The organism is Enterobacter sp. DTU_2021_1002640_1_SI_PRY_ASU_LCPMC_013 (genome assembly GCF_032389435.1).
GTDB classification, from domain to species: domain Bacteria; phylum Pseudomonadota; class Gammaproteobacteria; order Enterobacterales; family Enterobacteriaceae; genus Enterobacter; species Enterobacter hormaechei_C.
This window is the reverse complement of record NZ_CP135594.1, coordinates 2321332-2333726: the sequence shown is the minus strand read 5'-3', so window position 1 is coordinate 2333726 and position 12395 is coordinate 2321332. Positions and strand designations below refer to the sequence as shown.

At 56.6% G+C, this 12395-nt stretch carries 11 protein-coding genes; 8 read left to right on the top strand and 3 right to left on the bottom strand.

Annotated elements, in window-relative coordinates:
- Positions 1-73 precede the first annotated feature (73 nt).
- From RS584_RS11090 to RS584_RS11080, 3 genes are all read left to right on the top strand, one after another.
- Positions 74-649, top strand: coding sequence for a helix-turn-helix domain-containing protein (locus RS584_RS11090; protein ID WP_017382277.1), 576 nt, complete (start codon positions 74-76; stop codon positions 647-649).
- A gap of 66 nt (positions 650-715) precedes the next feature.
- Complete coding sequence (locus RS584_RS11085; protein ID WP_315749821.1) at positions 716-1750, top strand: NADP-dependent oxidoreductase; 1035 nt, start codon at positions 716-718, stop codon at positions 1748-1750.
- A 259-nt stretch (positions 1751-2009) separates the two neighbouring features.
- On the top strand, positions 2010-2678 hold the full coding sequence (locus RS584_RS11080) for a GntR family transcriptional regulator (RefSeq protein WP_315749819.1): 669 nt from the start codon (positions 2010-2012) through the stop codon (positions 2676-2678).
- A gap of 122 nt (positions 2679-2800) precedes the next feature.
- On the opposite strand, the gene pqqU is transcribed toward RS584_RS11080, so the two are convergent.
- Positions 2801-4918, bottom strand: a complete 2118-nt coding sequence (pqqU, locus tag RS584_RS11075; RefSeq protein ID WP_017382279.1) for a TonB-dependent receptor PqqU — start codon at positions 4916-4918, stop codon at positions 2801-2803.
- Positions 4919-5164: 246 nt separating this feature from the next.
- Between pqqU and RS584_RS11070 the strand changes: the two genes are divergently transcribed.
- Positions 5165-6226: a YncE family protein gene (locus tag RS584_RS11070; RefSeq protein ID WP_017382280.1), complete on the top strand. Its 1062-nt coding sequence runs from the start codon at positions 5165-5167 to the stop codon at positions 6224-6226.
- A gap of 92 nt (positions 6227-6318) precedes the next feature.
- On the opposite strand, the gene ansP is transcribed toward RS584_RS11070, so the two are convergent.
- Positions 6319-7815, bottom strand: a complete 1497-nt coding sequence (gene ansP / locus RS584_RS11065; RefSeq protein ID WP_045339855.1) for an L-asparagine permease — start codon at positions 7813-7815, stop codon at positions 6319-6321.
- 327 nt (positions 7816-8142) lie between these two features.
- The gene (locus tag RS584_RS11060) at positions 8143-9033 is read right to left on the bottom strand and encodes a LysR family transcriptional regulator (protein WP_315749816.1); all 891 of its coding nucleotides are present in this window, start codon (positions 9031-9033) and stop codon (positions 8143-8145) included.
- A gap of 112 nt (positions 9034-9145) precedes the next feature.
- Here RS584_RS11060 and RS584_RS11055 point away from each other — a divergent pair, with 112 nt between their 5' ends.
- From RS584_RS11055 to RS584_RS11040, 4 genes are all read left to right on the top strand, one after another.
- Positions 9146-9544: a cupin domain-containing protein gene (locus RS584_RS11055; RefSeq protein WP_315749814.1), complete on the top strand. Its 399-nt coding sequence runs from the start codon at positions 9146-9148 to the stop codon at positions 9542-9544.
- Between the two features lie 71 nt (positions 9545-9615).
- On the top strand, positions 9616-10155 hold the full coding sequence (locus tag RS584_RS11050) for a shikimate kinase (RefSeq protein WP_017693371.1): 540 nt from the start codon (positions 9616-9618) through the stop codon (positions 10153-10155).
- Between the two features lie 109 nt (positions 10156-10264).
- Positions 10265-11266: an LLM class flavin-dependent oxidoreductase gene (locus RS584_RS11045; RefSeq protein ID WP_193042547.1), complete on the top strand. Its 1002-nt coding sequence runs from the start codon at positions 10265-10267 to the stop codon at positions 11264-11266.
- A complete protein-coding gene (locus tag RS584_RS11040) occupies positions 11263-12384 on the top strand; it encodes an amidohydrolase (protein WP_017382285.1) in 1122 nt (373 codons plus the stop codon). Before RS584_RS11045 ends, RS584_RS11040 begins: the two co-directional genes overlap by 4 nt.
- Positions 12385-12395: the final 11 nt, after the last annotated feature.

Below are 12395 nucleotides of genomic sequence, written 5' to 3'. Positions count from 1 at the left end.
GCTACGACAAAATCCCTATTTTTTTGTCACCAAACTGCCCCGAAAAATCATCCGTACACTATAGTATGACGTCATGAACACAATGACAGACAATATGAATCAACGCATTAGCGCCCGCATACGCCTTGAACGCGAGTCGCGAGGGTGGTCATTAAGCGAACTGGCCGAACGGGCAGGTATTTCACGCGCCATGATCCATAAGATTGAACGGGGGGACAGTAGCCCAACGGCGACGCTGCTTGCCCGGTTATCCGGTGCCTTCGGTATTAGCATGTCTACGCTAATTGCGCGCGCGGAAATGCAGGAGGGCAAACTGTTACGTCTGGCGAACCAGCCCGTCTGGCGCGATCCGCAAACCCACTATTTGCGTCGTCATGTGTCGCCGCGCAGCGATATGCCAATCGACCTCGTACAGGTGGAACTGCCCGCGGGCAGCGATGTGCCGATGCCCGCCTCCTCTTATGCGCTGGCGCGACAGCTGATTTGGTTGCAGGCAGGTGAACTGGTCTTTCTGGAGGGGGACACCCGCCATGAAATGAAGGCCGGAGATTGTCTGGAACTCGGGCCGCCGAACGACTGCCGGTTTATTAACGAAACGGATGAATCGTGCCTTTATCTGGTCGTGCGGCTTAATCAGTCCGGCTCATAATGCAAAGGCGATCCGCAGGATAACGTGCCAGACTTGAATGACATTTTCAGCTGTAAGGAGCGATGAATGAGTCAATCAACTACGCAAAACCGACGCTGGGTACTGGCTTCCCGTCCACACGGCGCACCGGTTGCCGAAAATTTCCGCCTGGAAGAGCAGCCGATCCCCTCGCCCGCAGAGGGGCAGGTGTTATTACGCACCGTATGGCTCTCGCTTGATCCGTACATGCGTGGCCGTATGAGCGATGCCCCATCCTATTCACCTCCTGTCGAGATTGGCGCGGTGATGGTGGGCGGCACGGTAAGCCGCGTCGAGACCTCCCGCCATCCGGATTATAAAGAGGGCGAGTGGGTTCTGGGCTACAGCGGCTGGCAGGAGTATGAACTTTCCGACGGGAAAGGACTGGTCAGGCTGGGTGAAAACCCGTCGCACCCTTCGTGGGCACTCGGCGTGCTGGGAATGCCGGGCTTCACCGCGTATATGGGGCTGCTTGATATCGGCCAGCCTCAGGCGGGGGAAACGCTTGTCGTGGCGGCAGCCACGGGGCCGGTCGGTGCAACGGTGGGGCAGATCGGTAAAATCAAAGGGTGCCGGGTCATCGGCGTGGCCGGCGGGGAGGAGAAATGCCGTCATGCGGTCGACGTGCTCGGTTTCGACGCCTGTCTGAATCACCATGCGGATGATTTTGCCGAACAGCTGGCGAAAGCCTGCCCGCAGGGCATTGACGTATATTATGAAAACGTCGGCGGTAAAGTCTTTGACGCCGTGCTGCCGCTCCTGAATACCTCCGCGCGCGTGCCGGTTTGCGGACTGGTCAGCGGCTACAACGCGACCAACCTGCCGGATGGTCCGGATCGCTTGCCGCTGCTGATGGGGACTATCCTCAAAAAACGCATCCGCATGCAGGGCTTTATCATCGCTCAGGACTATGGTCATCGTATCGACGAGTTCCAGCAGGAAATGGGACGCTGGGTGAAGGAAGGCAAAATTCACTATCGCGAGCAGGTCACCGAAGGGCTGGACGCGGCGCCGGAGGCGCTGATTGGGCTGCTGGAAGGGAAAAACTTCGGCAAGGTCGTGATCCGCGTGGCGGCGGACTAAACAGAGCATCGGTTATGGCGGGCAAAGTCCGCCATAATTATTTGTGAAGATACGATATATTGTCTTTAATTAATCCATAAGCATTGCGCGCCATCGGCCCAGCTGAGCCAGAAGTGGTAAACGTAATATTAATTGAACAATTTTTATTTTAACGCGCGCCCTTCATACCAGGCATGACGATACAGGATATATCAAACCGGCGATGTTTTTTTAAACAGTCGCTGAAAATGGCATTTTGTTTTGGCTACGGGAATTAAACATGCTTGATTTGGAAAACCTGGAAAAAGCACAAAGAATCAGTCTGACGATGCAAGTTGAGAACAGTTTAAAGGGAGCGTTAATTACGGGCTCATTAAAACCTGGGGCTCGACTCATCACGAAAGAGATTGCGGATAAATTAGGCACCAGCATCACACCGGTGCGCGAAGCCCTGCTGCGCCTGGTGTCGGCAGGCGCATTACAGGCCACGCCTGCTCAGGCGTTTTTGGTGCCAGAGGTTACGCTGGAGCGTTATAACGAAATTAACGCCATTCGAAAACAGCTTGAGCCGATGGCCGTTGCGGCGGCGTGTCAGAATATGACCGAGACCAAACTGGATGCATTACGCGCGCTGTCAGATAACTTCAGCACCGCCATGCATCAGGGCGACGTGCAGAAGGCGATCCATGCCAACCGCGTGTTCCGGTTTACGCTTTATCAGTATGCCGAAATGCCGACCCTGAACTCGCTGATTGAGCAGATCTGGGTACGGATTGGTCCGTGTATCAACTACCTGCACGAAGAGATGAAAGATATCCCTGCAACGACTTACCATTATGCCGATCTGCTTTCTGCGCTTGAGCAAAGGGACGTGACGGCCAGTCGGGAAGCGATCGACCGAGCCATTGATGAAGCTAATATCCTCCTGCAACGGCAATACTACAGTTAAGGATCGCACTGGCGCACTTATTTTTTTATTCGTTTTAAACTTCCCTGAGTATATTCCCGGCGCTTCAGGCTACCGGGAATGATATTATTTTTTACCGGCAACGTGCGCTGCCGGAAAATGTTTTACTCAAAGCGATAAGAGACCGACAGGCCCACGCCATAGTTACGGCCAGGGGCGGGTTCGTAATAGCGATTGTAGCCGGCGTTTACAATCTCTGAGCCGACGTACTCTTTATCGAACAGGTTATCGACGCGACCAAAGATGTCCATTCCCCATTTGCCGTAATTGAGTTTATACCCGGTATTCAGACCGACCACGGTATAAGAGGGCGCTTTGGCGGTATTGGTGTCGTTTGCCATCACGTCGCTCATGTAGCGGGCATCTGCCCCCGCGTACCAGCCTTCCTCAGGCTCCCAGCCAAACGACGCATACCCCATGTTTCGGGCAATCCCCGGCATCCGGTTGCCGCTACAGTCTGCATTGCTACAGACGTTGGTACGGTAGGTCGCATCGAGATAGGTCCACGCCATTTTCAGCTTCCAGTTTTCGGCAAACTGCTGGTCGAGCGCAATTTCCACACCCTGACGGCGCGTTTTCCCCGCATTTTTGTAGGTAGTGCGACCATCTTTGTTTTCGTCCACCACGATCTCGTTGTCGGTATCCGTGCGGAACAGCGCCGCCGTCAGGATGCCATTGCCGATGCGGGTTTTGCTGCCAATCTCATAGGTGTTGTTGGTTGACGGTTGCAGATTAATATTGAGGCCGCCTTTGCCATCAGAACGGTATGAGAGTTCGTTGATGGTCGGGGTCTCAAATCCACGTCCCGCCGCGGCATACAGGTTCCAGGCGTCGGTCACGGCGTATTTCACCGCACCAGCCGGGAGCCATTTATGGTAGCTGGCGTCACCGCTGTCATCGCCGTTTTGCGGGGTAATGTAATGATCGTTGGAGTCAAACCAGACGGAGCTGTAACGCACGCCCGCCTCAACGGACAGCTTTTGCGTGAGCTGCCACTGGGTTTGCAGGTAGGGATCAAGGTTCCACATCAGGTTACGTTCGTCACGGCGTTTGTTACCCTTCACGCCAAAATCCGGCACGCCGTTGTTCATCACAAAGTTTTCATACCCGCGGCGATTTTCACTCATATTTTCGTAGTTAAGGCCGGTGGTAAACGTTACCGGCACCAGCAGCTCGCCGCGGTGGGTCCAGCGGGTATCAATACCCTGATAGTGGCGCTGCATATCAATTACGCCGCCCGAATGCGCAGGATTTTCAGTCTGCGTGGTATCCGGAATGGACTGGTACTGGGTCATTTCACGCTCACCGGCGTACATCATCACGCTGAGGTCGTCCTGTTCGCTCAGCTGGCGGTCGTAGCGGATCCCGGCCTGGGTCTGCTTAATGGTTTTACGCGTATTGTACTGATCGCCACGGGGTGACTGCCGCGGGTTGTTCTGCCACTCCTGATAACTCAGTCCGCCCGGATCGTTGGCTTTCATGTCCACGCTGTTAAAAATCAGCGTTAGCTTGCTGACATCATCAATGCGCACGCCCAGTTTCGCATTGGCGAGGTTTTTCCGTGCGCCGCTGTGGTCACGATAGCCATGGGTGGTGAAACGGGTGGTGGATACCGCATAATCCACATCCCCCGCCTGAGTCCCGTCGCCCACCGCACCGGTGGCCTTCATGCCGTAACGCCAGGTGCCGTAGCTGCCGTAATAGCTGCTGGCTTCAATTGTGGCTGGCTGTTGTCCGGTCTGGGTGTTGATGTTGATCACGCCGCCGGAGGCATTGCCGTACAGGGCAGAGAAGGGGCCGCGCAGCACGTCGACGCTCTCAATGCTGTTGAGGTCAATGTTTGACGTCTGCCCCTGGCCGTCGGGCATGGTTGCCGGAATGCCGTCCACATACATGCGGATCCCGCGTACGCCGAAGGTCGAACGCGCGCCGAATCCGCGAACGGAAAGTTGCAGATCCTGAGCATAGTTCTGGCGGTTCTGGATTTGCAGGCCTGGTACGCTCCCAAGGGATTCAGAAAGGTTGATGCGCGGTGTGGCATGTCGCATATCCTCGCCGCTCACCACGCTGACTGCGGCCGGGGTGTCCAGTTCGGAGACGGTTTGCGGCGTGGCGCTGACGATCAGGGTCTGTTCATCCGCGGCCATCGCACTCAGCGGGCCAAAAATGACGGGAACGAAGAGCAGTGGTAGTGATGCCTTACGGGCAGTAATAATTTTCATGGAGTAAACCGGTTAAGAAAAATTCGAACCAAATCAACTGGAACCTGTGTATATATGTTAAATCCTTTGTAAATGTTATGAAAACTATAACCGCACATTTCGTGAATGTAAGGTTTTGAAGGAAAGAAATACTCCACATTCAACTCATTAATGATTACTATTCTCATTAAAATAACGGCAAAGCGATGACTTTGCCCACCGGAAGTGATGTCAGCGGTAAATCTCCTCATTTAAAAAGGAATTGTTATGTCTTTACGTCATCTGTGCTCGCCGCGCCTGCGTGGGTCTCTGCTGTTGGGCTCTTTACTGTTTGCCGGTACGTTCCAGGTTCATGCCGCTGAAGAGATGCTGCGCAAAGCGGTCGGCAAGGGCGCGTATGAAATGGCCGTCAGCCAGCAGGAAAACGCGCTGTGGGTTGCGACGTCACAAAGCCGCAAAACCGATAAGGGCGGCGTGGTCTATCGTCTGGATCCGGTCACGCTGGAAGTGACGCAGGCGATTCATAACGATCTCAAGCCGTTTGGCGCCACGATCGATAACGCCACCCAGACGCTGTGGTTCGGTAACACCGTCAATAGCGCCGTGACGGCGATTGACGCCAAAACGAGCGAGGTGAAAGGGCGCCTGGTGCTGGACGATCGCAAGCGTAGCGACACGGTGAAGCCGCTTCAGCCGCGCCAGCTGGTGGCCGATGACACGACCAATACGGTTTACATTACCGGTATCGGCAAGGAGAGCGTGATCTGGGTTGTTGATGGCGCAACGCTGAAGCTGAAGGACACCATCACCAATACCGGCACGTTCAGCACCGGTCTGGCCCTGGATGCGAAGGCAAAACGCCTGTATACCACCAATGCGGACGGCGAGCTGGTGACCATTGATACGGCAACTAACAAAATCCTCAGTCGTAAAAAAGTGCAGGATGACGGAAAAGAGCACTTCTACCTGAACCTGAGCCTGGACACTGCCGGCCAGCGTGCGTTTGTGACGGATTCAAAACAGCCAGAAGTGCTGGTGGTGAATCTGAAAGATGGCAGCGTGATGCAGAAAATCGCCGCGCCAGCATCGCTGGCCGTACTGTTTAACCCGGCGCGTAACGAAGCCTATGTGACGCACCGCGAGGCGGGCAAGGTGAGCGTGATTGACGCCAAAACCTACAAAGTGACCAGGACCTACGATACCCCGGTTTACCCGAACAGCCTGGCGCTGTCTGCGGACGGTAAAACGCTGTATGTAACGGTGAAACAGAAATCAACCCGTCAGCAGGAAGCGACCCAGCCTGACGATGTGATTCGTATCGCGCTGTGATGGTGGAATTGCCCGGTGGCGCTGCGCTTACCGGGCCTACAAAACCATGAGATGTAGGCCGGGTAAGGCGAAGCCGCCGCCCGGCTTTTTTATTAACGCGAGATTTCTTCTACCAGCGGTGCGTCGTGCTTTTCATCGTCGTGATGAAGCGGCGCGGTGCTGTGGATCTCGTGAACGCGCTTACGCACGCCGAACCAGCCAGCAATCAGCAGAACCGCCAGCAGTGGGATCGTCGCGATGGTGTAAGTACCGTTCGGGTAGTCAAACGCCATCAGTACCAGCACGCTGAACAGGAACAGCAGGGTGAGCCAGGAGGTCACCGGTGCGCCCGGCATCTTGAAGCACACATCAGCCGCTTTGCCTTCTTTGATCGCTTTGCGCAGACGCATCTGGCAGACCACAATAAAGGCCCAGGAGGCGATAATCCCCAGTGCAGCCACGTTCAGAACGATCTCAAATACGCGGGACGGCACCAGATAGTTCAGGAACACGCCAAAGACGTAAACCACCAGCGTGGCCAGAATCCCCGCATAAGGAACCTGCTGCCTGCTCATCTTCGACATAAACTTCGGCGCAGAGCCTCCCATCGACATGGAGCGCAGGATACGGCCCGTCGAATAGAGCCCGGAGTTCAGGCTGGAGAGCGCGGCGGTCAGTACCACGATGTTCATGATGCTGCCCACGTACGGCACGCCCAGCTTAGAGAAGAAGGTTACAAACGGGCTTTGCCCCGCCTGGTATGCATTCCACGGCAGCAGCAGCACCAGCAGCACCACGGAACCCACATAGAACAGACCGATACGCCAGATCACGCTGTTGATGGCTTTTGGCACCATCGTCTGCGGATCTTTACATTCACCAGCCGCCGTACCGACCAGTTCGATGGAAGCAAAGGCGAACACCACCCCCTGCACCAGAACCAGCGCTGGCAGCAGGCCGTGCGGGAAGAAACCACCGTTATCGGTAATCAGGTGGAAGCCGGTTGCGTTACCGTCCAGTGGTTTACCGGTACCGAGGAATACGGTCCCGACCACCAGGAAGATCACAATGGCCAGCACCTTCACCAGTGCGAACCAGAACTCCATCTCGGCGAACCATTTCACGCCGATCATGTTCATGGTCCCGACAATTGCCAGCGCCCCAAGGGCGAACACCCACTGCGGCACATCGCCAAACGCGCCCCAGTAGTGCATGTACAGCGCAACGGCGGTGATATCGACGATACCGGTCATCGCCCAGTTAACGAAGTACATCCAGCCCGCGACATACGCGGCTTTTTCACCAAGAAACTCGCGGGCGTAAGAGACAAAGCTGCCGCTGGAAGGGCGGTGGAGTACCAGTTCGCCGAGGGCGCGAAGGATGAAGAAAGAGAAGATCCCGCACACCAGATAGACCAGGGCGAGAGCGGGGCCAGCCATTTGCAGACGTGCGCCTGCACCTAAAAACAGACCTGTACCGATAGCGCCGCCGATGGCGATCATCTGCACCTGACGGTTGCCCATCGCCTTGTGATAGCCCTCTTCATGAGAGTTCAACCAGCGACGTTTCGCAGCATGATGATCGGCTGCGCTTTTATTGCTTGTTTTCATTGAGTTACCTGTTTGCCTGTCTGAACCATTAACGTGATAGTCCTGCCTGGCAGATGCCGAAACAAACGATTGCTTCTGCGCAGACACATGCTGCCTTTCCAGTCATTCTGTGTATGGATAAGACAAAACATGGCGAGGCATCCTACCCGCAATTGTTAAGCGACGCAAAATATAACCGTGTCGAAAGTGATGCTCGTCGAAGGAAATCGTGTGGTCAGAGCAGACGGCGATCACAACGCGCTGAATCGTGACGTTTTTTTAGGCAAAAAGGTCTGCGAATGCTGATTTAATCATCAGGTTTACTTAATAGTTACTTATAGGTAGAGCTTATGAATGCCGCAGGGCTGCAATAAGTAATGCAAACGCGGTAGTGTGCTGGCGGCGGCTCGGATAGTACAGATGGTATCCCGTAAAAGCCGGGCACCAGGCTTCAAGCACACGCACTAACCGGCTCTCAGCAAGGGCGTCCTGAACCGCATCTTCCGGGACGTACGCCAGCCCCAGACCGTTTTCGGCGGCATCGATGCGTTGCGGCAGGCTGTTGAGGATCAGCTGGCCGTCAACCCGCACGCGCAGCTCACGTCCGTCCCGTTCAAATTCCCAGGCATATAATCCGCCGCGTGTGGGCAGGCGCATATTAATGCAGCGGTGCTGATCAAGCTGCTCCGGCGTTTCCGGTACGCCGAAACGTTGCAAATACTCTGCCGACCCGACGACCGCCATACGCATGTCCGGCGCAATACGTACCGCAATCATATCTTTCGCCACCTGCTCACCCAGACGCACCCCCGCGTCAAAGCGGCCATCGACAATATCAGTCAGCCCATTGTCCACCGTGACTTCAACGTTGATGTCAGGATACTGCACCATAAAGGGTTTAAGCACAGGCCACAGCACCGCAGACATGGCGTGCTCCCCGGCGGTAAGGCGAATATTCCCGGCAGGTCTGTCGCGGGTATCACGCAGCGCGGTGAGTTCCTGCTCGATCTCCAGCAGATGGGGGCTTAAGCGCATGAAGAGTTGCTCGCCGGCCTCGGTAGGGGCCACGCTACGGGTGGTGCGGGTTAACAGACGGACTTCCAGCCTCGTTTCCAGATTGCGCATTGCGTGGCTGAGCGCCGACTGAGATACCCCAAGCTGCGCCGCGGCGCGGGTAAAGCTGCGCTCCCGGGCGACGACCATAAAGGAAAGCAGATCGTTGAAGTTGTCTTTTAACATGGTGGTTTACTCGATTTATGAAATGAATTCATGGTTCCTTTCTGATTATGCACTCTAATGCTCCCCATGGCTTTACGCTACTGTTAACGCAACAGCAAACGAGGAGTTAATCATGAAAATTATCCGTAGCGGTTCGTTACCTTCCGTTCAGGGGCCAGAGACCTGGTTTACCGGCTGCGTGCGCATTGACGCGCCTTTCCAGGCGACTGAACCGGCAAAAGTCGGCGGCGCGACCGTCACCTTTGAACCCGGCGCACGTACCGCCTGGCATACGCATCCTCTTGGACAAACGCTGATCGTGACGCAGGGGCGCGGCTGGTTACAGGAGTGGGGGAAAGAGGCGGAACCGCTGAATCAGGGTGATATCGCCTGGATCCCACCCGGCGTGAAGCACTGGCACGGCGCAAGCGCGCAGACGGCCATGACCCATATCGCCATCGCAGAAGCTGTCGACGGGAGCCCGGTGGCATGGCTGGAGAAGGTCACCGACGAGCAGTATCCAAACGAGTAGTCTGGCGTTTCGTAAACAAATTATTAACGTTATGATTCGATCCGTTTTCTTCAGCATGTGCAGGCGGAACGGTGAAAATCAATATCATAGGCACCAGCGGAAGTGGGAAAAGCACGTTTGGCAGGCGAATCGCGGAGGCGCTGGCTATCCCTTACATTGAGATGGACAGGCTTTACTGGCGAGCGAACTGGCAGGGAACACCGGATGATGAGTTTCTTGCAACCCTGGAAAAAGCGCTCGCCGCCTCGCCTGACTGGGTCCTGGACGGGAATTACAACCGCACACGCGACGTTAAGTGGCGCGACGTCGATCTGGTGGTGTGGATAGATCGTGGGTTTATCCGCACGCTCTGGCAGGCGGTGACGCGGGCCTCCAGACGCGCCTGGCACAAACAGGAACTCTGGCCCGGCACGGGGAACCGCGAAAGCTTTCGTCGGTCGTTCCTTAGCAAGGACTCTATTATCATCTGGACGATCAAAACCTGGCGCAGCAACCGCAAACGATATGAGGCGGATATGCAAAACCCGCAGTACGCACACATTCGCTTTCTCCGCATTACCCGACGGCAGGATGCGGAAAGACTCATTACATCGCTCAAATCACGCCGATGACAGACTCTCTATTGCCGTTTTCCGGCAATCCAAATGTAAATTAATTGTTTCTCAGAGGTGAAATCCACCTTTAATAATGACGACATGTTAAGTCAAACGAGAACGCAACATGTCATGGCGAATCAGCATTCTGGATAAAAGCCCCGTCGCAGAACACGAAACAGCCGCCGATGCGCTGGCGCGAACCTTAGCACTGGTGCAACAGGCAGAAACGCTGGGTTATCACCGCTTCTGGATTGCCGAACACCACAATACCCCGCAGCTTGCCAGCCCCTCGCCGGAGCTGCTGATTGCCTGGATCCTCGGGCAAACAAAACGTATTCGCGTGGGCTCAGGCGGCGTCATGCTGCAACATTACAGCCCCTATAAAGTCGCCGAAAATTTTAACGTACTGGCCGCCATTGCGCCGGGCCGGGTTGATCTGGGCGTTGGCAAAGCGCCCGGCGGTCTGCCGCTCTCTACCCGCGCCTTGCAGCACGGCCTTAATCCGCAGGAAAAAGGCAGCTTTGCTGAACAACTGACGCAGCTCGATCGCTGGATCCGCCCTGAAAATCAGTCAGCGGAGGAGGACGTTCTCGCCACGCCGCTGCCGCCGGTGCCTGCCCGGGGGTTTCTGCTGGGCGCCAGCACAGAAAGCGCGCTGCTGGCGGCCTCCCTCGACTGGCATTTTGTCTTTGCCGCCCATCTGAACGGTGATCCTGAGCTGCTGCGCGAGGTCGTCACAGCCTGGCGTCAACACAGCGTCCGGGAGGTGATTGTGGCCGTGCAGGCCATTGTTGCCCCAACCCAGGCTGAGGCCGATGCGCTGGCGCAGAAGGTTGAAGTGTGGGGCGTGGAGCTGGCAAACGGACAGCGCGTCACCGTCGCCAGCGAAGAACAGGCCTACGCCTTTGCGCGGCAGGCGGGGAGTGAACCGGTGCGCATCGCGCGTCGGGCGCAGTCTCTGCTGGCCGGAACGGCGGCGTCGGTGCTTGAACAGCTCAACGCGTTGCATCAGCAGTGGGGGATTGACGAATTTATCATCGACACGCCGGTCGCTGATGGCGCAACGCGCGTACAGTCCCTGCGACTGCTGGCCGAGGCGCGTCCTGACAGGGAGGTTACCGTATGAGCTTTAGCGAACAACTGATTGCCTGGCGCCGTGAGCTGCACCAGAACCCTGAACTCTCTGGTCAGGAGGTCGAAACAACGGCGCGCCTGCGCGAGTGGCTGACGGCAGCCGGGATTGCCCCGCTGCCTTACGATCTCCAGACCGGGCTGGTTGCGGAGATCGGCACGGGCAACGCACTGGTTGCGCTGCGCGCCGATATCGACGCGTTACCCATCGACGAGCGCAGCGGGGTGCCGTTTAGCTCCCGGCGCGCCGGGGTGATGCATGCCTGCGGACACGACATTCACACCAGCGTGATCCTCGGCGCCGCGCTAAAGCTGAAAGAGCGGGAAGCCTCGCTCAACGGTCGCGTGCGGATCCTGTTCCAGCCAGCGGAAGAGAATTTCGGCGGAGCGAAAAGCATGGTGCGGGCCGGGGCGTTACGCGACGTACGCGCGATTTTCGGGATGCATAACGAGCCGTCACTGCCGGTCGGCGAGTTTGCCACGCGCGGCGGCCCGTTCTATGCCAACGTTGATCGCTTCGTTATTCACGTGACCGGCAAAGGCGCGCATGCCGCACGTCCCCATGAAGGCAACGACGCCATCGTGCTGGCAAGCCAGCTGGTAACCGCGCTGCAAAGCGTAGCCAGCCGTAACGTCAACACGCTGGATTCGGTTGTTCTGAGCGTGACGCGCATCGCCGGGGGGAATACCTGGAACGTGCTGCCGGAAAGCGTTGAGCTGGAGGGCACGCTGCGCACGCACCGCACGGAAGTGCAGCAGAACGTAAAAGCGCGCGTCGGTGAAATCGCCGCCGGATTTGCCAGCGCCTTTAGCGCGCAAATCAACATCACCTGGTACGCCGGGCCCACCGCGCTGGTGAACGATGAGCACTGGGCCGGGTTTGCCACCTCGGTCGCGCGCGAAGCGGGATATGAAACCCGGCATGCGGAACTGCACATGGGCGGGGAGGATTTCGCGGTCTATCTGCAAAACATACCCGGCGCGTTTGTCAGCATTGGCAGCAACAGTCCGTTTGGGTTACATCACCCGGCATTTAACCCGGACGAAGCATTAATCGAACCCGCTGCCCGCTATTTTGCTCAGCTCGCGGAAAAAGCCCTGCAACACGTTTAATTAATTTGAGG

Excerpts from the sequence above, each read along its gene's own strand:
- pqqU (WP_017382279.1), bottom strand. The coding sequence starts at position 4,918 with ATGAAAATTATTACTGCCCGTAAGGCATCACTACCACTGCTCTTCGTT.
- RS584_RS11040 (WP_017382285.1), top strand. The coding sequence starts at position 11,263 with ATGAGCTTTAGCGAACAACTGATTGCCTGGCGCCGTGAGCTGCACCAG.
- RS584_RS11070 (WP_017382280.1), top strand. The coding sequence starts at position 5,165 with ATGTCTTTACGTCATCTGTGCTCGCCGCGCCTGCGTGGGTCTCTGCTG.
- ansP (WP_045339855.1), bottom strand. The coding sequence starts at position 7,815 with ATGAAAACAAGCAATAAAAGCGCAGCCGATCATCATGCTGCGAAACGT.
- RS584_RS11085 (WP_315749821.1), top strand. The coding sequence starts at position 716 with ATGAGTCAATCAACTACGCAAAACCGACGCTGGGTACTGGCTTCCCGT.
- RS584_RS11060 (WP_315749816.1), bottom strand. The coding sequence starts at position 9,033 with ATGTTAAAAGACAACTTCAACGATCTGCTTTCCTTTATGGTCGTCGCC.
- RS584_RS11080 (WP_315749819.1), top strand. The coding sequence starts at position 2,010 with ATGCTTGATTTGGAAAACCTGGAAAAAGCACAAAGAATCAGTCTGACG.
- RS584_RS11090 (WP_017382277.1), top strand. The coding sequence starts at position 74 with ATGAACACAATGACAGACAATATGAATCAACGCATTAGCGCCCGCATA.
- RS584_RS11055 (WP_315749814.1), top strand. The coding sequence starts at position 9,146 with ATGAAAATTATCCGTAGCGGTTCGTTACCTTCCGTTCAGGGGCCAGAG.
- RS584_RS11045 (WP_193042547.1), top strand. The coding sequence starts at position 10,265 with ATGTCATGGCGAATCAGCATTCTGGATAAAAGCCCCGTCGCAGAACAC.